Source organism: Acidimicrobiia bacterium, assembly GCA_030584185.1.
GTDB lineage: Bacteria > Actinomycetota > Acidimicrobiia > Spongiisociales > UBA11373.
Genome location: CP129495.1, coordinates 1,164,025 through 1,188,266 on the forward strand (window position 1 = coordinate 1,164,025; position 24,242 = coordinate 1,188,266).

General features: G+C 71.1%; 15 protein-coding genes. 8 read left to right on the forward strand and 7 right to left on the reverse strand.

What is annotated here, in order from left to right:
* The first annotated feature begins 58 nt into the window (after positions 1 to 58).
* On the forward strand, positions 59 to 2,887 hold the full coding sequence (locus QY307_05995) for a cell wall-binding repeat-containing protein (protein WKZ81652.1): 2,829 nt from the start codon (positions 59 to 61) through the stop codon (positions 2,885 to 2,887).
* Between the two features lie 61 nt (positions 2,888 to 2,948).
* On the opposite strand, the gene QY307_06000 is transcribed toward QY307_05995, so the two are convergent.
* Positions 2,949 to 4,265 (reverse strand): UDP-glucose/GDP-mannose dehydrogenase family protein, encoded by a 1,317-nt coding sequence (locus QY307_06000; protein WKZ81653.1) that lies wholly within the window; start codon positions 4,263 to 4,265, stop codon positions 2,949 to 2,951.
* Positions 4,266 to 4,480: 215 nt separating this feature from the next.
* On the opposite strand from QY307_06000, the gene QY307_06005 reads away from it, so the two are divergent.
* From QY307_06005 to QY307_06015, 3 genes are all read left to right on the forward strand, one after another.
* The gene (locus QY307_06005) at positions 4,481 to 6,793 is read left to right on the forward strand and encodes a cell wall-binding repeat-containing protein (protein WKZ81654.1); all 2,313 of its coding nucleotides are present in this window, start codon (positions 4,481 to 4,483) and stop codon (positions 6,791 to 6,793) included.
* Positions 6,794 to 6,873: 80 nt separating this feature from the next.
* Complete coding sequence (locus tag QY307_06010) at positions 6,874 to 9,372, forward strand: cell wall-binding repeat-containing protein (protein WKZ81655.1); 2,499 nt, start codon at positions 6,874 to 6,876, stop codon at positions 9,370 to 9,372.
* 101 nt (positions 9,373 to 9,473) lie between these two features.
* A complete protein-coding gene (locus QY307_06015) occupies positions 9,474 to 11,012 on the forward strand; it encodes a cell wall-binding repeat-containing protein (protein WKZ81656.1) in 1,539 nt (512 codons plus the stop codon).
* A gap of 6 nt (positions 11,013 to 11,018) precedes the next feature.
* Here QY307_06015 and QY307_06020 read toward each other — a convergent pair whose 3' ends face one another.
* Entirely contained in the window at positions 11,019 to 13,028 is a 2,010-nt protein-coding gene (locus QY307_06020; GenBank protein ID WKZ81657.1) for a glycosyltransferase family 39 protein, read from the reverse strand.
* A gap of 58 nt (positions 13,029 to 13,086) precedes the next feature.
* Here QY307_06020 and QY307_06025 point away from each other — a divergent pair, with 58 nt between their 5' ends.
* Complete coding sequence (locus tag QY307_06025) at positions 13,087 to 14,148, forward strand: glycosyltransferase family 2 protein (protein WKZ81658.1); 1,062 nt, start codon at positions 13,087 to 13,089, stop codon at positions 14,146 to 14,148.
* Here QY307_06025 and QY307_06030 read toward each other — a convergent pair.
* Positions 14,053 to 15,213: a glycosyltransferase gene (locus tag QY307_06030; GenBank protein WKZ81659.1), complete on the reverse strand. Its 1,161-nt coding sequence runs from the start codon at positions 15,211 to 15,213 to the stop codon at positions 14,053 to 14,055. The genes QY307_06025 and QY307_06030 overlap by 96 nt on opposite strands.
* Before the next feature lie 130 nt (positions 15,214 to 15,343).
* Between QY307_06030 and QY307_06035 the strand changes: the two genes are divergently transcribed.
* Complete coding sequence (locus tag QY307_06035; protein WKZ81660.1) at positions 15,344 to 17,263, forward strand: cell wall-binding repeat-containing protein; 1,920 nt, start codon at positions 15,344 to 15,346, stop codon at positions 17,261 to 17,263.
* Between the two features lie 320 nt (positions 17,264 to 17,583).
* Entirely contained in the window at positions 17,584 to 18,615 is a 1,032-nt protein-coding gene (locus tag QY307_06040; protein WKZ81661.1) for a DUF354 domain-containing protein, read from the forward strand.
* Here the strand turns inward: QY307_06040 and QY307_06045 are convergent.
* From QY307_06045 to QY307_06055, 3 genes are read right to left on the reverse strand one after another with little or no spacing between them, the layout of a single operon-like run.
* A complete protein-coding gene (locus QY307_06045) occupies positions 18,587 to 19,519 on the reverse strand; it encodes a lysylphosphatidylglycerol synthase transmembrane domain-containing protein (GenBank protein ID WKZ81662.1) in 933 nt (310 codons plus the stop codon). The genes QY307_06040 and QY307_06045 overlap by 29 nt on opposite strands.
* The gene (locus QY307_06050; protein ID WKZ81663.1) at positions 19,516 to 20,565 is read right to left on the reverse strand and encodes a glycosyltransferase; all 1,050 of its coding nucleotides are present in this window, start codon (positions 20,563 to 20,565) and stop codon (positions 19,516 to 19,518) included. Before QY307_06050 ends, QY307_06045 begins: the two co-directional genes overlap by 4 nt.
* A gap of 19 nt (positions 20,566 to 20,584) precedes the next feature.
* Complete coding sequence (locus tag QY307_06055; GenBank protein WKZ81664.1) at positions 20,585 to 21,508, reverse strand: glycosyltransferase family 2 protein; 924 nt, start codon at positions 21,506 to 21,508, stop codon at positions 20,585 to 20,587.
* Positions 21,509 to 21,581: 73 nt separating this feature from the next.
* On the opposite strand from QY307_06055, the gene QY307_06060 reads away from it, so the two are divergent.
* The gene (locus tag QY307_06060) at positions 21,582 to 22,856 is read left to right on the forward strand and encodes an O-antigen ligase family protein (GenBank protein ID WKZ81665.1); all 1,275 of its coding nucleotides are present in this window, start codon (positions 21,582 to 21,584) and stop codon (positions 22,854 to 22,856) included.
* Positions 22,857 to 22,864: 8 nt separating this feature from the next.
* On the opposite strand, the gene QY307_06065 is transcribed toward QY307_06060, so the two are convergent.
* Positions 22,865 to 24,151 (reverse strand): hypothetical protein, encoded by a 1,287-nt coding sequence (locus QY307_06065; protein WKZ81666.1) that lies wholly within the window; start codon positions 24,149 to 24,151, stop codon positions 22,865 to 22,867.
* Between the last annotated feature and the right edge of the window lie 91 nt (positions 24,152 to 24,242).

The window sequence follows — 24,242 nt, forward strand, 5'->3', positions numbered from 1 at the left end:
CTCTGACCATGGTCATCACATCGAAGAGGCCGTGGCGAGACCAACTCAGGAGAGCGTGATGACCATCGACAACCCCAACGTTTCCCCTGTTCCACGCCTGGCATCGGTGCTCGCCGCGGCACTGCTCGTCGTGACGGCACTGCTCTGGGCGCCACCCGCCACACAGGCGGCGGCGCCGGCGCCGGGGGGTCCGGTGATCCTCGACGGCAACGACCCGGCCGACCACACCGCCTCGGTCACGCAGTACATCCGCGACGTCTACTCCAGCCTCGACTCCAATCTGGCGTCCGGCTACTCGCACAACTCGACCGTTGCCGTGATCGGAACCTGCAAGGCGATGCTCGACTCGATGACCACCGGCGAGACCTTCGAGCAGTTCGACACGGCACTCGAGGTGGAAACCCTCTTCTCCGGCATCGCCACCAACAACTACAAGCATGTCCACGTCTGCTCCGACGACGACGGGACACTCCCCCAGGCCGTCGAGGACGAGCTGGACAAGTGGGGGGCGGCGATCGCCTTCCATGTCAACCGGGGCGGCGGGCTGTTCGCCACCGGGCACTCCTTCAACTGGTTGGGAGACCTGTTCCCGACGGTGACGGTCACCTACGGGGGCACCGGCTCTTCGTACGTGACCGCCGACGGCGCCACCTTCTTCCCCAACATGACCGAGAACCAGCTGGTCAGCGCCATCAACCACTACACCTTCGGCAACCTCACCGGAACGCCGCTGCTCCCGCTGCTCACCGAGCTCACCGACGGCGGAGGCAAGCTGGTGGCGATCGGCGGGGCCAACGTCCGCTTCCCGCAGATCTCGTTCGACGGCCCCGCCAACGCCGAGGTGGGCACCACCGAGACCTTCACCCTGACCGCTGCCGACGCCGACGGCAACGCCCTGGTCGCCACCGACTTCTCGTGGGAGATCACCGGTGTCACCACGGCCGCCGGTTCCGGCACCGCCACCACCGACACCAATGGCGAGTACCAGTTCACCTTCGCCGGCCACTCCGTGGGAACCACCCGGATCGCCGTCACCATGACCCTCTCCGGTGGCGGATCGGCCGGGTCGGCGATCACCACATCGTGGATCAACGTCCCGGGAGCACCCACCATCACCTCGGCGGTGGACGCCGCCGGTGACGGCGTCGTCCAGGTGTCATGGAACGCCCCGGCGGACGACGGGGGCAAGCCGATCGTCGACTACGTCATCGAGTACTCGACCAACGGGAGCGACTGGATCCCCTTCGTCGACGGCACCTCGACCTCCACCTCGACCGAAGTGACCGGCCTCATCGACGCCATCACCTATCAGTTCCGGGTGGCGGCCATCAACGGCGCCGGACAGGGAGCCTGGTCCGATCCCGCCACCGGTACAGGCGTCGGGTCCCCGACCGCCCCCGACCTGCACACCGCCGGAGGTGGCAACACCGTGGCCGAACTCGACTGGGACGCGCCCACAGGGGACGGTGGCGACACCATCACCGGCTACGTGGTGCATTACCGGCCAGCCGGGCCGTACGGCTGGAGCGACCAGAGCATCGGGTCCGCCGCCCAGACCTCCACCACGCTCACCGGACTCACCAACGGCCAGGAGTACGAGGTGCGGGTTGCCGCCATCAACGGCCAGGGGGCCGGGGCGTGGTCCGTCATCCGCACCGTCACCCCGTTCACGGTCCCCGGGCCGGTCGTCGACCTCGGCGTCACCGCCGGACCGGGGAGCCTGGTGTTCGCCTGGGCGGAGCCCGTTGCCGACGGCGGATCGCCGGTCACCGGGTACACGGTCACCACCGACTTCGCCAGCGGATGCACGCCGGAGCACTGGCACCCGGAGGGTGATCACGTCGCCCACTGGTGGCGCTGCACGGTCACCGGCCTGGTCGGAGGCACCGAGTACACCTTCGGGGTGGCTGCGGTCAACCCCGCCGGCGCCGGCGCCGCCACCGAGCTGGCGGGCACCCCCGAGCAGGGAGCCTCGGTGGGCAGGTTCGGCGGGAAGCACCGCTACGAGACCGCCGCCCTGCTCTCCGGCGGCGAGTTCACCGATCCGGCTGCCGTCGATGTGGTGTTCATCGCCACAGGGCTGAACTTCCCCGATGCCGCCGCCGGGGCGGCGGCGGCAGGCAAGCTCGGCGCACCGCTGCTGCTCACCTCACCCGAGGGCCTGACGCAGGAGATCCGCAGCGAGCTGACGCGCCTCGATCCGTCGACCATCGTGATCCTCGGCGGTGTCGCGGTCGTGCCCGAATCCGTTGCGGAAGAGCTGGCAACCTATGCCCCGACGGTCAGGCTCGCCGGCCCCAGCCGATACGAGACCGCCGTCGAGATCAGCCGTCAGGCGTTCCCGACGGACGGCTCGGCGGCGGTGGTGATCCTGGCCAGCGGCGAGAGCTTCGCCGACGCCCTGAGCGCGGCGCCGGCCGCCACCAAGCTCGGGGGGCCGGTGCTGCTCACCAGGCCCGACGAGCTGCCCGGGTCAGTGCGATCCGAGATCGTCCGGCTCTCCCCGGACCGGATCATCATCCTCGGCGGCCCGGGAGCGATCTCGGATGCGGTCGTCGCCGACCTGGCCGGGCTCGCCCCCGACATCGATCGGATCTCCGGAGCCACCCGATTCGACACCGGGACCGCCCTGAGCGCCGAGGCGTTCGCCGGCGGAAGCTCCAAGGTGTTCGTGGCCACCGGCTGGCAGTTCGCCGACGCCCTGGTCGGGGCGGCCGCCGCCGCCGGTCAGGGAGCGCCGATCCTGCTGGCGACCCCGGGGAGCCTCCCGCAGGGAGTCGCCTCGGAGATCACCCGCCTGGGGGCGATCACGATCGTGATCCTCGGTGGCAACTCCGCCGTCGACTCGGCGGTCCAGCAAGCCCTCGAGGCCCTGCTCGGGCTCTGACCGGGGGCAGATTCGAAGCGAGGGGCGGGCCGGCAGCATTGCCGGCCCGTCCTTCGTGCGCTCACACCGGCCGGCGGCCGATGGCGGCGTAGGAGAGCCCGGCGGCCGCCGCCCGGGCGGGGTCGACGAGGTTGCGAAAGTCGACCAGGACGGGCCTCTCGAGCACGGCGGCGAGCCGCTCCAGGTCGAGGGCGGCGAACTCCTGCCACTCGGTTGCGATCACGGCCGCATCGGCTCCGCCGACGGCGTCGTAGGCGTCGAAGGCGTACTCGACCTCTTCGGGAAGCACCGACCGTCCCCGGTCCATCCCCTGTGGGTCGAACACCCGCACCGACGCCCCCGCCGCCACCATCTCCCTCACGATCTCCACCGCAGGGCTCTCCCGAACGTCGTCGGTCTCGGCCTTGAAGGTGATGCCGAGCACCCCGATCTTCTTGCCGGCGATCGGGGCCCCGATAGCAGCCTCCACCTTCCCCAGCATGCGGTGTACCCGCTCCTCGTTCACCGAGAGCGCCGCTCCGACGATCCGGGAGCCGGTGCCGAATGAGTCGCTGGTGTGACGCAGGGCGTGGGTGTCCTTGGGAAGGCAGGCGCCGCCGAACCCTGGGCCTGCCTTCAGGAACGCCGGGCCGATGCGCCGGTCCATTCCCAGCCCCGCAGCCACCTCGTCGATGACGGCGCCGGAGGCCTCGCAGAGGTCGGCCATCTCGTTGATGAACGAGAGCTTGGTGGCCAGGAAGGCGTTGGCGGCGTACTTGATCAGCTCCGCAGACTCGATGGCGGTGACCATGAACGGAACCCCGGCATCCACCTGCGGCCGGTAGGCATGGCGCATGGCCTCGGCAGCGGCATCGTCGTCGACCCCGACCACGATGCGGTCCGGACCGAGGAAGTCGGCGACGGCGGCCCCCTGGCGGAGGAACTCGGGATTGGAGGCCATGTGGAATCGGAGTTCGGGGCGAAGGGAGGCGAGCCGATCGCCCACCTCTCGCGTGGTGCCCACCGGCACAGTCGACTTGACCACCACCGTCACGCCAGGCGACAGGTCGGGGGCCATGGCTCCGACCACATCCCACACCTGGCTCAGGTCCACTCCCCCGTCGTCCAGACGGGGAGTGCCCACGACGATGAACACCGCCTCGGCGGCGGCGTGCGCCGGCCCGGCCTCAGAGGGCAGGAGGAAGCGCAGCCTCCCGGAGCCGGACCCGGCGGCGAGCAACCCATCGAGGCCCGGTTCGTACATCGGCGACCGGCCGGCCCGAAGCGTGGCGACCCGATCCGGATCGCGCTCGACGCAGGCGACGTCGTTGCCCAACTCGGCGAAGCCGGCGGCGGTGACCAGCCCGGCGTATCCGGCTCCGATGACGGTGATCCTCAACTGGGTCGCTCCTCAGAAGGCGGCGCGAGAGTAGTGGGGGGTCCGGGATCCGGTTCTCCGAGAGGTGCCACACCAGGCTTCGGGCCGCCCGCTCAGGTCTCCGACGCAGGCTGCCGATGTCGATGGAATACACCGCATAACGGCGGACCACACCTAGGGTCGGTCCTCCCGGAGCCGACCGGGAGTGCATCCGACGACGAAGGCCGGTGCTACCGATGATCGGCAGAAGGACCCTGCAGAAGACCCTCGCCATTGCCATGGCGCTGCTCGCCGCGCTCCTCCCGGCTCCGGCGTCGGCCGTCCCGCCCGAGACCGAGATCGTCATCGACGGCGGCGGGTGGGGTCACGGGATCGGCATGCCCCAGTACGGCGCCCAGGGCATGGCCGACCAGGGCGGGTTCACATACGACCAGATCCTCTCGTACTGGTACACCGGGATCGGGTTCGGGACCGCCTCCGGCGTCGCCGGCACCCCGGTCCCCGATCCGCTGCGCATCGGGATCAACTACGTGCTGGTGGGCACCGAGTACCAGTACCGACCCTTCCTGTGGCAGGACTTCACCGCCATCGGCGGCAACGTCTCCATCTGCCTGCCCGGCGAGACCCTCGGCGGATGCTCCTTCACCGCCGCACCCGGCGAGACCTGGCGGTACGCGTGGAACGAGTCAGAGGGCCACTGCGAGATCACCCAGAACTCGGTGTCGGTGTACCAGCACGCCACCGACTGCGGGGTCAGCCTGCAGTGGGGTGGCCAGCCCGACGTCCGGGTCCAGTTCCCGGGCAGCGACGTCGGCCGCACATTCGCCCGGGGGAGGGTCGAGTTCATCGCCCCGGTGTCTCGCCAATGGAACGGAGTCAACCGCACCGGGTTCCACATCAACATCGTCCTCTCGCTCGAGGAGTACATGTACGGGATCGCCGAGGTGCCGGTGTCCTGGCACATGGAGGCGCTGAAGGCCCAGGCGGTGGCGGCGCGCACCTACGGGGCATGGAAGTCGCGCGGCGGCCTCAGGTCGGACTGCTCCTGCCACCTGGTGTGGGACACCAACGACCAGTCGTATCGCGGGTGGCACAGCCTGAACGAGGGGAACTCCACCGACGGGCACCGCTGGCGCGCCGCGGTCGACGCCACCGCCGGGCAGGTGGTGATGTACCCGGCGGGCACCAACAACATCGCCGAGACCTACTACTTCTCGTCCAGCGGCGGTGCCACCGAGAACGTCTGGGAGGTGTGGGGAAGCGGGACGCAGTACCAGCAGCAGTACGCCTACCTGGCCACCAAGCCCGACCCGTGGAGCGCCCTCTACGCCACCACCCCGACCGAGTACACCAGCATCCGGTGGCGGCACACCCGCACCGCCGCCCAGATCGTGACGGCACTCACCTCGGGCGAGCAGCCGGCGTTCGGGGGCCTCACCGAGGTGATCGCCATCACCGTCGAGGCGCACAACTCCTCAGGGAGCCCCAGTCGCATCGAGGTCAAAGGACTGGTCGGGGGGCAGGTGGTCACCAAGCAGTTCGTCAGCCGGGCCCCGGCCGCCGGCGAAGGCACCATCGGGACCCTGCGCTCCCGTCTCGGACTGCGGGGCCACTACATCTACTCGTTCGTCGGGTTCCTGGAACCGGAACGCTGGGCCGGGGCCAACCGCTACGAGACCGCCGCCGAGGTCTCGCGCCAGACCCATCCCGACGGTGCCGAGGTGGTGTACCTGGCGGTGGGGACCAACTACCCGGATGCCCAGGCCGGGGGACCGGCTGCGGCGGCGGAGGGGGCGCCCATCTTGCTGGTCCAGGCCGATGCCCTCCCCTATGCCACTCGTGTCGAGCTGCAGCGTCTCGCCCCGCAGACGGTGGTGGTCCTCGGTGGGCCGGCTGCGATCGCGGACTCCGTCCTGACCGAGGTGTCGAACACCCTGCCGGCGGCCGGGGTGACCCGCCGCGCCGGCGCCAATCGCTACGCCACCGCAGTGGAGATCTCCAAGGCCGCCTTCCCCGACGGGGCGACGACGGTGTTCGTGGCGACCGGCGAGAACTTCCCCGATGCCCTGGTGGCGGCGCCGGCTGCCATCGCCGCCGGCGGGCCGCTGCTCCTGGTGCCATCGGGTTCGCTGCCGAGCGTGGTGGCCACCGAGATCCAGCGCCTGGCGCCCGACCGGATCGTCGTCGTCGGCGGCACGGTTGCGGTGAGCCCGTCGGTGTTCACCGCCCTGCAACCGCTGGCGCCCACCGTGGAGCGGATCGAGGCGCCCGATCGCTACCAGCTGTCGGCGGCGGTTTCTGCGGCCACCTTCCCGGCCGACACCTCCACCCTGTACGTGGCAGTGGGCACCGACTTCCCCGACGCCCTCGCCGGAGGTCCGGCCACCTACCTTTCGCCGGGACCGGTGCTCCTGGTCAAGACGGGTGAGCTGCCGACTGCGGTGATCGCCGAGCTCACTCGCATCGGACCCCGCCGTATCGTGATCCTCGGCGGAACGGCGGTGGTGTCGACGGCCGTCGCCGAGTCGCTGGCCGACTTCATGCGGTGAGGAACCTCGCAGGGCGGCGCAAACGCCGTGCGCCGGAGGCCGCCGCCCCCATAATCGGCGTCGCGGAGAGAGGGAGACCGATGAGGCGCGGCGTGGTCATCGTCCTGGTGCTGCTCGGCGCCTCACTGCTCCCGTCCGCAGTGGACGCCGACGAACCGCAAGGGAGGCGTCACGAGAGGCTCGCAGGAGAACTGCAGGATCTCGTCGTCGGCCGACCGGCCGGCATCGCCAACGAGGGCTTCTCGGCGGATCGCATTCCGGTGACCGTGCTCCCCAGCGGCTCTGCGAAGGAGACGGCCGCGGCGGTGGAGGCGGTGGGGGGCATGGTGCTGGCGGTAACCGGCGGCTCGGTGATCGCCCAGGTGCCGGTCGGCTCGCTGCTCGCCCTGGCCGATCACGCCGCCGTCGGCTTCATTGCGGCGAGCGCCACCCCCCACACCGAGGGGAACGTCTCGGAGGGCGTGTCGCTCCACGGCGCCGCCGGCTGGTTCCCCGAGGGGATGGACGGGTCCGGCATCCAGGTGATGGTCGTCGACCAGGGTTTCGTCGGGTACTCGACCGCGGTGGCGAACGACGACCTGCCCGTTGCCAAGGGGACGAGGGTCGGGCCCACCTGCGGAGGCGGTTCGATCGAGACGGCGACCAACCATGGGACCGCCGTGGCCGAGATCGTCCACGACATGGCGCCCGGCGCCGAGATGTTCCTCTACCGCACCTGCTCCAGCGGCGACGGCTCCGACCTGGTCGCCTACGCCGCCTCCAACGGGATCGACGTGGTCAACCAGTCGCTCGGGTTCTTCAACACCGGCCCCCTCGACGGCAGCGACCCGGTCGGGTACCTCTGGCACATCGACCAGATCGTCGACTCCGGGGTCGTATGGGTCAACTCGGCGGGCAACTACCGCCAGCAGCACTGGCTGGGCACCTGGACCACCGGCACCGATGGCCGCCTCGACCTCGACCCGGGGCCGACCCTGAACCAGGAGATCACGGTCTCGCCGGCACCCGCCGGCCAGACCGTCTACCTGCGCTGGGACGACTGGCCGACCACGGACATCGACCTCGACCTGTTCCTCCTCGACGGTGGGGTCGAACTGGACTCGTCGACCCAGGATCAGAACGGCAGCCAGCCCCCTCTGGAGGAGGTGACCACACCCTACGGCGGCACCTTCACCATCGAGGTCCGCCTCGGAGACGACGAGAGCGCGGCGTCGATACCCCCGACCATGAAGATCGACATCTTCGCTCCCGGGACCGACATCGAGGCCGCCCTCCAGGTGCAGGAGTCGAGCCTCAACGACGCCGCCGCCCTCAGCAGGGTGCTGGCCGCAGGGGCGGCATACCGCGGGACCGCCATCCAGGAGGTGTTCTCCTCCGAGGGGCCCACCTGGGACGGCCGTACCAAGCCCGACCTGGCCGGGTACGACGGGGTGTCCACGATGCAGTACCCGTTCGGGTTCTACGGCACATCGGCAGCGGCCCCGCACGCCGCCGGGTCGGCCGTCCTGGTGCGCTCGGCGTTCCCGTGCCTGTCCGAGTCCGAGACCCGGGCCCTCCTCGCCACGCTCGTCGCCGACGCAGGGGTTCCCGGGCCCGACAACGAGTACGGCACCGGGATCGTCACCCTAGGCGACCCCGGCTCGGTGGCGTCGTCGTGCGTCATGCGCCGGCACGCCGGGGCGGATCGCTTCGACACGGCGGCCAGGGTGTCGCGCGCCGTGTTCCCCGGCGGGGCATCCACGGTGATCGTCGCCACCGGGAGGGACTTCCCCGACGCCCTCTCCGGGGCCGCAGCGGCCGCCCGCTTCGGGGCGCCGATCCTCCTGGTCGACACCGACTCGATCCCGGGATCCACGGCGAGCGAGCTCTCCCGCCTCTCCCCGGACGACATCCTGATCCTCGGCGGAACCGCAGCCGTGTCGGGCAGCGTGGAGACGGCCCTCGCCGCCTACTCCACCAACCCGCCACAACGCATCGGAGGGAGCAACCGCTATCACACCGCCGCCCTGATCAGCCAGGCGGCGTACCCCGACCCGGGTCCGGTCACCACCGTGTTCGTCGCCACGGGGACCGGCTTCGCCGACGCCCTCGCCGGCGGTCCCGCCGCCGCCCACCTCGACGCCCCGCTGCTCCTGACCCGACCCGATTCGCTCCCGTCGGAGACGATCGCCGAGCTGAACCGGTTGCAGCCGGAAACCATCGTGATCCTCGGGGGGACCGCCGCCGTGTCCACCTCGGTGGAGACCGCCCTCGCCGCCTACGCCACCGAACCTCCTGTGCGTCGGGGAGGCAGCAACCGCTACGACACCGCCCGGTTGATCGGCGAGTACGCCTTCCCCGACGGCTTCACGCCACTGCACGTGTACGTGGCGACCGGCACCAACTACCCGGATGCCCTGGCCGGCGCCGCAGCCGCCGCCAACCAGGGCGCCTCCCTGGTGATCACCGACCCGGCGGCACTCTCCGGTCCCACCCGCACCGAGATCGTCCGAATCGCTCCCGAGGCGCTCACCATCCTCGGAGGCTCCGGCGCCGTGGAAGTGGCCGTCCAGGTCGAGATGCAGACCCTGATGCACTGATCGGTTGGGCGGCCGCCCGACCCGATTGACGGGGCACAACTTCGGAGATGGGGCATCCTGGCCATTCAAGGCGCGCGATGCCTGCTGCCGATGGAGACTCGATGCCGCGTCACCGATTCGAACGAGCCCTGTACCGGGGCATGCTGGCGGCGCTGCTGCTGGCAACGGCAGTGGCGGCCCCTGCCGCCGCCCACCACGGACCCCCCTACCCGAGTGGACCCGACCACGAGCACGGCGAGATGGTTCAGTACCCGATGGTGTTCCCGGTGGACGGGCCGAACTCCTTCACCGACACCTTCTACGCATCCCGATGCTGCGACCCCGGAGAGATCCATCACGCCGCCGACATCATGGCCGCCAAGATGGTCCCCATCCTCGCCACCAACTCGGGCACCATCAGGTACATCAACTGGTCGTCGAATCCCGACAACCCTTACCCGGGCAACTGCTGTTCGATGGTGATCGACCACGACGACGGCTGGTCGACCTGGTACATCCACCTCAACAACGACAGCCCGGGGACCGACGACGGCCAGGGCTGGGGGATCGCCGACGGCCTGGTGCCCGGCGTCCACGTGAGTGCCGGGCAGCTGATCGGGTGGGTGGGCGACTCGGGGAATGCCGAGGGCACCAGCCCGCACCTCCATCTCGAACTGATCGACCCGCATGGTGTCCGGGTCAACCCCTATCAGGCGCTGCTCGACGCCGAGGCCGGGGCGGCGATTCCCTGCGAGCAGACCGACGTGGTGTGCCGGATCTACGGGGCCGACCGCTATGCCACCGCTGCGGCCGTATCGCAGGACTCCTTCCCCGGCGGCGCCGGCATCGTGTTCATCGCCACCGGATCCGACTTCCCCGACGCTCTCGCCGGTGGGGCGGTGGCCGCACGCCTCGGTGCGCCCCTGCTGCTCGTCGGCGACGACCACCTGCCGTCTTCGACCACCGCCGAGCTGGCCCGCCTCGAACCGAGCCAGATCGTGCTCCTCGGCGGCACCGCCGCCATCTCCGAGACCGTGGAACAGGCATTGGCCGGCTACGGGCAGGTGATCCGCCTCGCCGGCGCCTCCCGCTACTCGACGGCTGTGGAGGTGAGCAAGTTCGGCTTCGGTGACGGCGCCCCCGTCGTGCTGGTGGCCACCGGAAGATCCTTCGCCGACGCCCTCGCCGGCGGGCCGGCGGCAGCGGCACTGGGCGGTCCGGTGCTGCTCACCGAGCCCGACGCGCTGCCCGGAGTAGTGCTCGACGAGATCACCCGGCTCGACCCCGCCGAGATACTCATCCTGGGCGGCACCGGAGCGGTGTCGGCCGAGGTCGAGGCGATCCTCGGTGCGGTGGCGCCCACCCGGCGCGTCGCCGGCGGCAACCGCTACTCCACCGCCGCCGCCATCTCCGCCCTTGCCTTCGGCCCCGAGGTGCCCCACGTGTACCTGGCGGTGGGGAACAACTTCCCCGACGCTCTCGCCGGGAGCGCCGCCGCCGGCCTCGCCGACTCGCCGCTGCTCATCGTCGAACCGGGGAGCCTGCCAGGCGTGATCGCCTCGGAACTGCTCCGCCTGCTGCCGCAACGGGTCACCCTGCTCGGCGGGGGCGGGATCATCTCGACGGCGGTGCAGCTGGCGGTGATGGACCTCCTGGACTGAGCCGGATCAGGTGGCGCAGGTCGGGCTCGGCACCAGGGGACGCACCACGGTGATGCCGTGATAATCGGTTCCCATCGCCGAGGGGGGTCGGGTGACGGTGAACTCCAGCAACGGCAGCAGGGCGGCTGCGCTCACCACCGGCTCCCCGGGAAGACGGCACTCGACACCGAACCACAGCACGTCGCCACCCGCCGCCGCTGCCTGTTCCATCAGCGGAGCCAGGGCATCGACCGGACCCACCACCACCGGGTTCCCACAGAAGATGCGCAGCGGCGGCCCCCAGATTCGGGTCTGCGGGGAGGTTTCGGCGAACAGGACCGAGTCCGGGGGAATGGCGTCGCAGACCGACAGCAACAGGGCATGGCCGCCTGCCTGCTCCGAGGTCTCCACGACGGGCAGGAGCCTGATCACCGGGGTCAACGCCACGGCGACGGCCACCACCGCGAAGCCGGATCGCAGCCTCCCCGGACGCATCGATGCCGCCACCGCGGAGAGACACCAGGACCCGGCCACCACCAGCCCGGGCACCACGACCGGGATGAACCGGCGCATCGCCCAGGGTTGGACCGGGTTGATCACCGGGTTCCACAGGTACACGACTGCGGTCATGGCCATCAGCCCGCCCAGCAGGATCGCCCCGGAGTCGAGCCGCGACACGGCGCGGCGCGCCACCATCACCAGACCTGCGAGCCCTGCCAGCAGCATCGGGCCCAGGTACCACCACAGCCAGACGCCGGTCATCTCGGCGAGGGTGCGCGTCCCGTCCCCCTCCGCTCCCTCGGCGGCGAGCAGGTCGCCCACGAAGGGTCTGATCCCGGTGGTCGAGCGCACCGGAGGGCCGAGGGGCCGCACCACCCACACCAGGAGGATCCAGGCGACGAGGGCGAATGTCGTCAGTCGTGTCAGCAGGGTGCGATGCCTGGAGAGCCACGGGGCCAGGCTCTGTCGCCGCCAGGCGATCACGAGCACACCGCCGAAGCCGGCGGCGAGGAGCAATGCGACCTGGGCGAGCCTGACCCGTTGCGCATCCCAGTAGGTGGGGCTGAACACCATCAGATCGGCGAAGGCGACGAGGGCCACTGGGATCAGTGCGGCGATCGCCGCCACGGCGGCTCGCCCGATCGGCTCCTGCCGGATCCGTCCCCGCAGCGCCGTCGCCGCCAGCAGCATGGGCAGCACCGTGGTCACCATGAGGGCGTCGATCCGCACGCACAGGGCGGCGCCGAGCATCAGCCCGGCGAGAAGCCCTTCGGCGCGCCTGCTGGACGAACGCAGCAGCAGCCAGCCGGAACCGAAGATCAGGGCGAGGGTCAGCGGTTCGGTGTAGGCGTCACGGGAGAAGTGGACGAACACCAGGTTCACCGACATCGAGGCTGCCGCCAGCAGCGCCCACCACCGGCCCATCAGCGCCGTGGCGAACAGGTAGACGGCGAGCAGTGCGGCGGCGCCGAGGAGCACCGGCGCCAGGAACAGGCCTCCGGCTCCGCCGATTCCGGCCGCCACCGCCAGAACGACCGGGAGACCCTGGAGGAACTGCGGCGAGAGCCGGCCGTCCCCACGATCGTCGAAGAACCCGCTCATCGAGAAGCGCCCAACGCTCTCGGCCACCAGATCGGGCGCGAACTCCACCGTGGGATCGCCGTTCTCGGTCAACCACCACGCCGTGTTCACGTACACCCCCGGATCGCTGCCCGGGAAGACGTGTTGGGAGGCGTTGCCTGCGCCGAGCACTACCCATGTCGCCAGCAGAGCCAGGAGGACCAGGTCCGGGAGCGCCGGCCGGCCACGCTCCCCGGGGTGGCGCCACACGACCGCGGCACAGGCGATCCCCCCGAGAAGGCCGAAGGCGGCCGCCAACAGCGGGCTGAACAACCCGAGGAGGATGGCGAGCACTCCCGCCACCACACCGACGGCGAGACCCCCGAGCACGAATGCGCCGGCTATCTCGGCCGGCCCGGAGCCGGGGGCCGGTGGCGAGGGAAGCGTGAGGCGCCTGGCGCCCGGGAAGCGGTTCACTGCGGCGCCGAACGCTAGTGGTCCCGACCCCAGCGCCATCGCCGGTAACCTCGAAGGCATGCCCTCTGCCACCACCGTCTCGGTGCTGGTGCCGGTTCTCGACGAGGCAGCCCACATCGAGGAGTGCATCGCCTCGCTACGCGCCCAGGACCACCCCGGAGTCGTCGAGATACTGGTCGCAGAAGGCGGTTCCACCGACGGGACGGTCTCGATCCTCGAGCGTCTCGCCGCGGGAGCGCCCCCGGTGCGGGTGGTCCCCAACCCGCATCGCAATCAGTCTGCGGGCCTCAACCTGCTGATCTCGCTGGCGGCCGGTGACGTGGTCACCCGGGCCGACGCCCACACCCGTTACGCCGCCGACTACGTCGCACGCAGCGTCGCCGCCCTGGAGGCGTCCGGGGCCGATCTGGTGGGCGGTCCGATGCTCCCCGAAGGCTCCACGCCCAGGGAGGCCGCCATCGCCGCCGCCATGCGGTCGCCGGTGGCGGTGGGGAGGACCGCCTTTCGACGCTCGGGCGCCTCGGGCGAGGTGGACACGGTGTACCTGGGGACGATGCGCACCGAGACCGCCCGCCGCATGCGGGGCTACCGCAGGCTGCCGTCCGGTGTCGCCGAGGACGCCGATCTGGCGTTTCGAATCCGGAGAACGGGCGGGCGTGTGGTGCTCGATCCCTCCATCCGCTCGTCCTACCGGCCGCGAAGGCGTCTGCGCGACCTTGCCCGGCAGTTCTTCCGCTACGGGCGGGGGAAGGCCGAGATGCTGTATCTCAACGGTCGGTTCCCGTCGTGGCGGCCTCTGGCCCCTCTGCTCCTGGTCCTCGGTGTCGGCGGCACCACCCTGCTCGGAGTGACGACCGGCGTCTGGTGGCCGCTGGTCGCCCTGGCGGGTGCGTGGCTGGTCACCATCGGTGTGGGTTCGGTGCGGAGCCCACGGGTCCCGACCACTGCGGCTGCCATCGCCATCATCCACGTCGCCTACGGGGCCGGACTCCTCCGTGGCCTGGTCGCCGGCAGGCGGGCGCTGTCACGCATCCCCGCGGTGGGGGGTGCGCCGCCAGCCGGTGACGCGACGGCTCGCCACCTGGACCGGCACCCACAGGATGGCCAGTCCGGCGAGTAGCGGATACCGGATCACCCATCGCCACGGAACCCGTTCCCGCAGCAGGAACGGGATCGGGAACAGGAACTGGGCGGCGGCAGCCACGGCCCACACCGGCCAGCCGAGCAGTGCGTCGCCGCCGACGACGGCCGAGACGATGGCCAGCAAGGCGGTGAGCAAGGCGGTGAACGCCCGCCCGGGCTGGATCAGCCGGACGGCGTGGTCGATGTGTGCCCAGCGACGTCGCGCCAGCCCAGCGCGCAGCAGGGGGAAGAAGTGACGGCGCGCCACCTGCCTCCTCCCCGCCGCCCAGCGCGCCCGCTGTCGGACCGCCACCGTCGCGGTGGTGGGCTTCTCGTCACGCACCCGGACATCGTGCATCCATGCGACGTCGACGCCTGCGAGTGCCAGGCGCACCCCCAGGTCCTGGTCCTCGACCAGCGAGTCGGCGAACCCTCCTGCGGCCTCGAGGGCTTCCGTGGTGAACGCCATGCCCGTCCCGCCCAGGTCCACGGTCCACCCCAGGTTGTGGCGGGACAGCTGCACCATCCGGTTGCTCGCCCAGTAGGAGAGGGCCGAGGCGAGCGCCACCCACGATCCGTCGGGCCGGGTCACGTCGAGGTACGCCTGGACGGCGGCGGCGCCCCGGTCCACCTCGTCGGAGATGCGCCCCAGGAGGTCCGGCGGCACTCGATTGTCGGCGTCGAGCACCACCAGGATCGATTCGGATGGAAGCGGGCGCTCCTCGAGGAACCACGCCAGCGCCGCCCCTTTGCCTCCGCCACCGGTACGCCGCTCCAGCACCGAGGCCCCGGCAGCCGACGCCGCGGCGGCGGTCGCGTCGGTGCAGCGATCGGCGACCACCCAGATGCCGTCGGGGGCGGTCTCGCCGGACCGCAGGTCGCCGACCAGGGAGGCGACAACGGCCTCCTCGTCGTGAGCCGGGATCACGACGACGAGTCGCCGGCGCCTGTCGCCGCGGGGCGCCGGGGCGGGCGTGCGCCAACCGGCCACGGAGGTGAACAGGGTGTATCCGACCAGGGCCAGGAGCACCGCCTGAGGGAAGAGGGCCAGGATCCGGGCCATCGTTGGAGGGTACAACCCGTTGCTCCCGGGGCGCGCCAAGATGGGCCGATGCCCGACGCCCCCTTCCCGCGCCCACGGACCTGGACGCAGGCGCTCAAGGCGAGACCCCGTCCGAGCCGATGACAACCTTGTGAAGCGCCTCCTCGTTGCCCTGGCACTCGTCATGGCCGCCGCCCCGCTCCCCCTGACGGGGACTCCCGAGGCGCGCGCCGCGGGGGCCATCGTCGGGACCGGCACGGTCCACGCCGGCTTCTACTCGTCGCAGTGGGAATCGACCGACGACATCGACGCCATGGCGGCCTGGGCCGGACGACGGCCCACCTTCGTGGGCACCTTCCACCACATCTACGAGTCGGAGGGAACCTGGTGGTCGCAGAACACCGCCTGGGTGCTCGAACAGGCCTGGCAGGCGCAGGGAACACCGGTGGCCAGCCTGGGGATCGACCACTCCGCCTACAGCATCGCCCGCGGTGACCACGACGCCGACATCGTGAAGTGGGCCAACCGTCTCAAGGCGTGGCTGGAGACGCCCGGCGGGCCTCCGAGGAACGTCTTCATCGCCCCGCTGCAGGAGCAGAACGGCGACTGGACCCCGTGGGGATGCGATCCCGAGAACTTCAAGACGGCGTTCGCCCGAATCCGGTCGCTGATCCTCGGGGTCGGCATCGACCCCACCCAGGTCCGTTGGGTGTGGGCGCCCAACGGATGGACCTCCGACGTCGGTGCATGCAACGGCAAGTTCCTCGCCGACTACTACCCCGGTCCATCACTGGTCGACGTGATCGGGTACTCGGCGTACCGCTGGAGTGGCGAGTCCGTGTACAACTCCGTGGGCGGAGTGGCGGACGAGCTGCGCGCCATCGATCCGAACAAGCCGTACCTGGTGCTGCAGACCGCCGCCGGTCCCACCGCCGACCGCGACCAGTGGATTCGGGATCTCTTCGTGTGGGCGGCCAACGATCCCAACGTGGTCGGGGTCGTGTGGTTCAACTTCCTCGACGTCCAGGACTTCCGGGTGTGGGCATCACCCACCGGTCCCGGCCTTGCGCCCGGATGGAAGGACGCCTTGAGCGGCTCGTTCACCACCCACACCTGGCCGCTCACCGACTGGTTCCAGGGCGGAACGCTGCCGTTCAGCCCGGTGGGAGAAGGGATGCTCGCCGAGAGGTTCGCCGGGAGCAGCCGCTACACGACGGCGATCGCCGTCAGCCGCGAGACCTTCGCTCCGGGAGTACCGGTCGCGTATGTGGCAACCGGCCTCGCCTTCCCCGATGCCCTGGCCGCCGCGGCCGCCGCCGGAGCCCAGGGCGGGCCGGTTCTCCTGGTGCCGGGCACGACGATATCCGGTGCCACCCTCGACGAGCTGAAGAGGCTCGATCCGAAACGAATAGTGGTCGTGGGCGGGGAAGCCGCCGTCTCCGATGATGTGGTCGGAGCACTGATGGGTGTTGCCCCCACGGTGCGATTGGGCGGCTCGAATCGCTTCTCGACGGCGGCACTCATCGCAGACGACGCCTTCGATGCCGGCGTGCCGATCGCCTACGTCGCCACGGGCAGGGACTTCCCCGACGCCCTCGCCGCCGCCGCCGCGGCAGGCGCCCAGGGGGGACCGGTGCTGCTCAGCGAGAAGGACTCCCTCCCTGCAGCCACCCGCAACGCCTTGATCTCGCTACAGCCTGAGGAGATCGTGGTCGTCGGAGGCACCAACGCCATCGGAACGGCGGTGGAGGCCGAACTGGCGACCCTGGCGTCGACGCGCCGCGTTGCCGGCACCAACCGTTACGACACCGCGGCCAAGCTCGCCGACTTCGTCTCCGCTCCGAGCACGGTGTTCGTCGCCACAGGACTCTCCTTCCCCGACGCCCTGGCCGGCGCCGCCGCCGCCGGGGCGCTCGGTGTGCCGCTGCTCCTCACCCAGCCCGACGCGGTTCCCGGGCCGACGAGCCTGGCCCTCCGGAGTCTGAGCCCGGACAAGGTGGTCGTGCTCGGCGGAACGTCGGTCATCGGTGACTACGTGAGCATGCTGCTTCGCCAGGCAGCGGGGTACTGACGGGGCAGTTCGCCCCGAGCCGCGTTCCCTCCCCCGCAGGGGGAGGTGGCCCGAAGGGCCGGAGGGGGCACGGCGCGACCAGGCCTACCGCAGGACCGGTTCATCGCGGCCGTTGCTCTTGCCGCCCCCCTCCCGGCTTCGCCAGACTCCCCCCCGCAGGGGGAGGAAACACCCGCCCGACAGGCTGAGGAACGCGTTCCCTCCCCCGCAGGGGGAGGTGGCCCGACGGGCCGGAGGGGGCACGGCGCGACCAGAGCCCACACGAGGCCTGCCCCTCCCTTCGAACCGCTACCGTCGGGCACCCAGGCCCGGGAGCCCGGATGCGGATCCTCATCGACGTCCTCCATCCCGCCCACGTCCACTTCTTCCGCCACTTCCGCACCTCGATGCTGGAGCGGGGACACGAGGTGGTGGTGACCGCACGCGACAAGGACCTCACCCTCCCGCTGCTGGGATCTCTCGAGATCCCCGCCGAGGTGCTCTCCACGCAGCGGCGAGGCCGCCTGGGCCTGGCTCGAGAACTGCTCTCCCGCACCCGACGCCTGACCCGCCTGGCCCGTGAGACCCGACCCGACGTCATGGTGGGGATCATGGGCCCCAGCATCGCCCTCGCCGGCCGCCGCCTCCGCATCCCGGCCGTGGTGTTCTACGACACCGAGAACGCCGGGCGGACCAACCGCTGGGTGTACCCGATGGCCGCCGCCGTGTGCACACCGGACTGCTACCGGGGCCGGGTGCGGGGCAACCACATCACCTACCCCTCCTACCACGAGCTCGCCTACCTCCACCCCGACCGCTTCACACCCGATCCCGCCGCACTCGGAAGGGCAGGCCTCGAGCCGGGCGAGCCGTACTCCCTGGTCAGGTTCGTCGGCTGGCAGGCCAGCCACGACATCGGCGAAGCGGGGCTGGGCGGAGACGCCAAGCGCAGGCTGATACACCGCCTTCAGGAGGAGGGCCGGGTGCTGATCTCGTCCGAGGCGCCGCTGCCCGAAGACCTCGCCGCCCACGCCTACACGGCCCCGGTCGAGGACGTCCACCACCTGATCGCCCTCTCCCGGATCGTCGTCGGGGAGTCGGCCACGATGGCCTCGGAGGCTGCGGTGCTCGGAATCCCCGCCCTGTACGTGGCCGACACCGGGCGCGGGTACGTGCAGGAGCAGCAGGACCGCTACGGCCTGGTGCGCCACACCCATCCCGGCGACGAGGCGGAGACCCTCGCCGCCCTGGACGGACTGCTCGCCATGGGCGGGGACGACCTCGCCGCCCGAAGGGCCCGCCTCCTGGCCGACAAGATCGATCCGACGCCGTGGATGGTCGAGTTCATCGAGGGTCGCCGGTGGGAGCGGTAGGGGCGTCCTCGAGCCACGACGAGACGCCGGCCAGCACCCCCACCGAGGTCAGCCCGGTGACCCGGATCACCAGCGCCACCAGCACCCCCACGGCGGCTCCGGCGTCGAGGAGGCCCCCCGCCATTCCGGCGGCGAGCTCGGTGACTCCGATCCCGCCCGGGGTGAGGGAGATCACGGTGATCACGGTCGTGGCGGCGTAGAGCACGATCCCGGTCACCACGGGATCGGGGACGGCAAGCCCCGAACAGACGGCTACGAAGGCGGTGGCGCCGGCCGCCTGGGTCACCAACGACACCGCCAGCACCGACCGCAGGCGCCCCGGAGTGCGTCCCAGCTCGACGAAGCTCTCGGCGAACCCGGCGAGCGCTCGGGAGAGCGGCGAAGTGGTCGCGCCATGGCGTGACCGCCGCACTTGCGGCAGCAGAACCATGAGGGCCAGGATCGCCAGCCCCATGGTCCCCACCATCGCCCCGGCCACGGCCGAGCCTGCCGCCAGGACCACCAATCCCGCCACGATCAACACCACCCCGTTGCCCAGCCAGGACACGGCGGCGACGCTCCCGAAGAAGGCGGAGAGCGGAAGCCCCGCCGACACCCTCAGGTGGGCGGCGCGATACGCCATCCCCGCCTGGGGGATCACCGAGTTGAGCAGGCGCCCCACGGCGAAGATCCGGTGCCACCGCCAGCGGCCCACCGACTCCCGGAAGCGTGCGGGGAGCACCATCCGGTACCTGATCGAGTCGGCGACGACGTTGACCGCCTGCAGGCCGAGGACCAGGGCCAGGGTGGTGACCGAGAGGCCGCCCAGCGCCCCACGCGCACCCTCGTCGGAGACGACCAGCACCACCGCCGCCGCCATGGCGACCAGTCCGACGATCATCGATACCAGCCGCCGTGCCCTCATCGCCCCGCCTCCTCCAACACCGCCACCATGCGGTCGACGCAGTCGGACCACTCGAACCGCTCCCGCACCCGGCGGCGGGCCGCTTCACCCATGCTGCGGCGCAGTTCCGGATCGGCGGCGAGCCGTGCCAGCGCCGCGGCGAGAGCATGGGGGTCACCGGGCGGGACCAGCAGCCCGGTCTCACCGTCGACCACCACATCGGTCACTCCGCCCACCGCAGAGGCCGCCGCCGGGATCCCGGTGGCGCCGGCCTCGGCCAGCACGACCCCGAAGGATTCGGAGCGCGACGGGTTGGCCAGCACGTGGAAGGTGCGCATCAGGGCGGGCACCTCCTCGTGGGGCACCTCTCCTAGCCACTCGATCCGGTCGGCGACCCCCAGCCTGCGGGCGCGTCGCCGCAGACGACCGAGCATCGGCCCCGACCCGGCCATGACCAGCGACGCCCCCGGCTCCGCCGCCGCCAGGCGGGCGAACCCCTCCACCAGCGTCGACGGGTCGTACCGACGCCGCAGGTGTTTCACGAATCCGACCCGGAAACCCTCGCCTGGGTCGGAACCCGGACGGAACACCGTGGTGTCGACCCCGAACGGGACCACAGCCACCGACGCCCCGGGCCCGGCCACCTCCCCGACTGCCCCGGCGAGAAACTCGGACGCCACGGTGACGGCCCGGACGCGGCGGAGCACGAACCGATTTAGCCAGCGCTTCGGGCCCGGCACGGGGCGGTCGCCACCCACCAGGTCGGAGCCCCAGACCGTCACCACGAGTGGGCGCAACCGGGCGAGGACGGCGATGGCCCCGTGGGTGACCGAGTAGTGAGCATGGATCAGGTCGGGCCGGATCCGTCGCGCCAGCCGACGCACCGTGAGAAGCATCCATGGGTAGGAGAGGAGCGGCCCGATGAGGCCGGACCCCACCCCGACCCGATGCACCGTCACCGCCGGGATGACGGCGGGCCGGATCGACGCCACGTGCACCTCCCACCCGCGACCCGCCAGCGCCTCCGCCCAGCGCCGCGTGTGGGGTGACCGGGCATTGGCGAGCATCAGCACCCGCACCGGCGCCTCAGGTCGACTCGTCGGAGGCCACCGCCGGGATCACCGAGGTGGACCTGCGGTTGAGCTGCACCAGGAGGTCGGCGATCAGCCCGGTCACCATGAGCACCCCGGCGAGTCCGAGCAACACGATGGTGTTGGTCCCCACCCGAAACTCCTTGTCGATCAGGTCGTAGATCAGCTTGCCGACGCCGGTGAGGCCGATCACCACAGCCGCCGGGCCGAACACCCGGAGTGGCTCGTAGGAGAGGGTCATCCGCACCACCTGGAGCAGGAAGCGGCGAGTGTCGGCCCACCAGTGGAACTTGGACTTCCCCCGTCGCGGGGCGTACTCGATGGGCACGTAGCGCACCGAGTACCCGTTGGTGAGGAAGGTCATGGTGAGGGTGGTGACGCAGGAGAACCCCTTCGGGAGGAGATGGAGGAACTGGGCCCCCACCTCGCGGCGGAAGGCCCTGAACCCGGAGTTGAGGTCGGGTATGCGCACCCCGGTCAGGTAGGAGGCGAGGCGACGGATCAGCCACTTGGCGGGCCTGCGCAGCAGCTTCACCGTCCCCTCCTCGGAGCGCCGCGCCCCCACCACCTGGTCGTGCCCCTCGAGGGCGTCCACCAGCTCGGGGATGCGATCGTTGGGGTAGGACATGTCGGCGTCGCTCCACACCACGACGTCGCCCCGGGCGAGCATGGTCCCGTAGCGCCGCGACGACCCCGACCCCCGGTTGTGGGCGAACCGAACCAGGCGGATCCCGGGGATGGCTCGCAGCTCCTCGGCGGAACCGTCGGTGGACCCGTCGTCGACCACCACGATCTCGTAGGAGTAGCGGGAGGCGTCCATGGCCCGCCGGATGCGGGTCACCTCTTCGGCCAGGTGCCCGGCCTCGTTGAACACCGGCAGCACGATGGAGACGTCGCAGCGGGTGTCGGCCGGGCCCATGTCGATGGAGGCTAACGGAGGCCGGCCCGACGGCGGGCCCAAGCCATCCCACCCGCCGGGCTACATTCCCCCCGTGTCCGCAATCGACGAAGCCACGCCGCGAACCGCGACGGCCGGCGGGCGCACCTTCGCCGACCGCATCTTCCTCGCCTTCGTCGCCCTGCTCCCCCTGCACACCGTCCATCTCGAGGCGTGGATCTCGTGGAAGCCCTGGCTGGTGATCCTCCTGGTGCTGGTGGCGATGGACGCAGTCGCCGGGTTGCGGGGCCGGCGCTGGCCGTGGCACCGGCGGCTCTCCATAGGGGCCGGAGTGTTCCTGGCGGCCGCCGCCGCCTCGTGGTCGGGTGCGGCACCGGAGCGGTTCCTCCGGCTCTGGCTGGCGCTCGTCGTGGGCAGCGCCGTGATGCTCGTCGTCGCCCGCCGGATGCAACCCCCGGGTGCGCTGTTCGACGTGCTCCGGGTCGTGTTCTGGTCGGGTGCGGCGATCGCCGCCACCGGCCTGGTCGTCTCGATCGCATCGGTGGGCGGATTCGGCGAGGGAGCGGTCCTCGGCCTCAACGACCTGCCGCTGGTGGATCGGGTGGCCACCCGCATCTACCGGGCCGAGGGGATGGTGGCGGTCACCAACTGGCATCAGGACCCGGGGTACGCCGCCGCCTGGCTCAACCTGTGGTGGGTGCTCGGGTTCCTGGCGGTGCGCCGCGGAGCGGGCTCCGGGAGGAGGTGGCTCGACGCCGCCGTGATCGGAGGTCTGTGGTTCGGGGTGATCATGACCCTGAGCCGGACCGGCCTCCTGGGCACGGCGGTGGGCGCCGTCGCCATCCTATGGCTGCATCGCAGGCAGATCCCCGACACCCTGCGGCTGGCGGGGGCAGCCGGGTTGGCCACGCTGGTTCTGCTCGGTGCGGTGTGGATGATGGATCGCGACGGGGTGGGCGGAGACCTCACCACCGGGCTGTCCTTCCGCTTCGCCCAGGGGTTCAGCCTCGGTCCCGGCGACATCGATTCGGGTGGAGGCGACTACTACTACAACGATTCCAGGTCGGTGGTGTGGCCGATCTACTTCGACTACTTCGTGGAGCACCCGATCCGGGGGGTGGGCCTGGGCACGGGATGGGAGGAGGCCATCCAGGAGCCGCACAACATCCTGCTGGAGCTGCTCGGTGAGATGGGTCTGGTCGGCCTCGCCGGGTTCGCCTTCCTCTTCACCGGCGTCCTGGGCACAGCCCGCAACCCGGTCGGCCGCATCGCACTGCTGGTGGCGCTCACCGCGGCAATGACCCAGACCGTGCTGTTCGAACCCACCTGGTGGTTCGCCGCAGCCCTGGCGACGGCACCCGACGGATAGGACAAGAGTCAGCCGGAGGCCGGGCCGGACCGCCCGCCGGCTGCGGCCAAGGTGAGACCGACCAGGGCCACGCCCTCCCCGGCCAGGAACCCGGAAGCGACCCGCACCTGGGGGTCCCCACTGGTGGCTGCGATGGTGACTCCCGCGGCGACGATGGCCACCATCCAGACCAGGGCCATGACACCGGTATCGCCCCTTCCCACCAGGATCTGTGTGGTCACCAGACCGACCATGGCCAGGATCACGGCGGCCCCGGCCAGGCCGGCCACCACGGCCGCCGGCCTGAAATCGACCCCGTAGAGGACCTCCACCACCCAGGGCCCCAGCACCGCCGAGATCGCCCCCACCAGGGCGGCGCCCGCCATCCCGCCGAGGGCGAGCATCCGGGCGAGGCGCCCCAGCCGGGAGTGGTCCCCGAGGGCGGCGTGGCGGGTCATGAAGGGCAGGACCCGGGCGATCAGGTTGTAGGAGGCGCTCATCGGACCCCGGAACAGGGTGGTGGTCACGAAGAAGACGCTGATCGCCGCCGAGGTGGCTCCGAGCGCCCCCACCACCAGCGGCCCGGCGGCGAGGATGGTCTGCGAGGCGGCGGTGGCCACCAGGAACCCGCCCATGAAGCGTCGGTCCGATCCGGCCTCCACCTCCAAGGGCGCCGAAGCATGGGACGGATCATGGCGGAAGGGACGCACCGCCAGCACCACCAGGGGCGACACCACCAACGCCCAGGCGAGGGCCACCGGGCCCCATCCGGCGAGCACGACCACGACGGTCGCCGCCAGCTTGCCCAGGGCATCGAGGCCGACCGCGATCCCGTATGCCACGAATCGGCGACGACCGGCGAGAAACCCCCGGGCGACGATGAGCAGGCCGTGACCCGGGAACATCAGCGCAGCCACCGGAACGTACCCGGTGTCGCCCCCGAGCAACGACCCATTGGCGGCAAAGGAGAAGGCGATTGCGAGCACCGTGGCCGAGGTGAGCACGGTGACGATCACCGGCCAGGACGAGGCGAGGGCGTCGCTGCGGCCGCCCCCCAGGGTGAGCCGCCGGATCACGAGCTGCTCCACCGGTATCAGGAAGATGGTGAAGCCGAGGAAGAGGACGGTCCACATCACCGAGACCGGGGCGAAGGCGTCGGCGCCCACCGCCCGCCCGCCGATCGCCTGCACCAGGTAGGCGGCGAGGGCGCTGAACACCGTCCCGGCGATCATCACCGTGGTTCCGGTGCGATCCTGACGGGACCGGGAGCGTTCCAGCGGGTTCGAGGTCCCGCCTTCGGACGAGATGGAGGTCACCGGCGGGGACGATACACGCACCCGCCGACGGGTCCCGGTCACCCGGTCCGGTGCGGTGGCCCGGGTCGCCCGTAACATGGGCCGGCCTTCT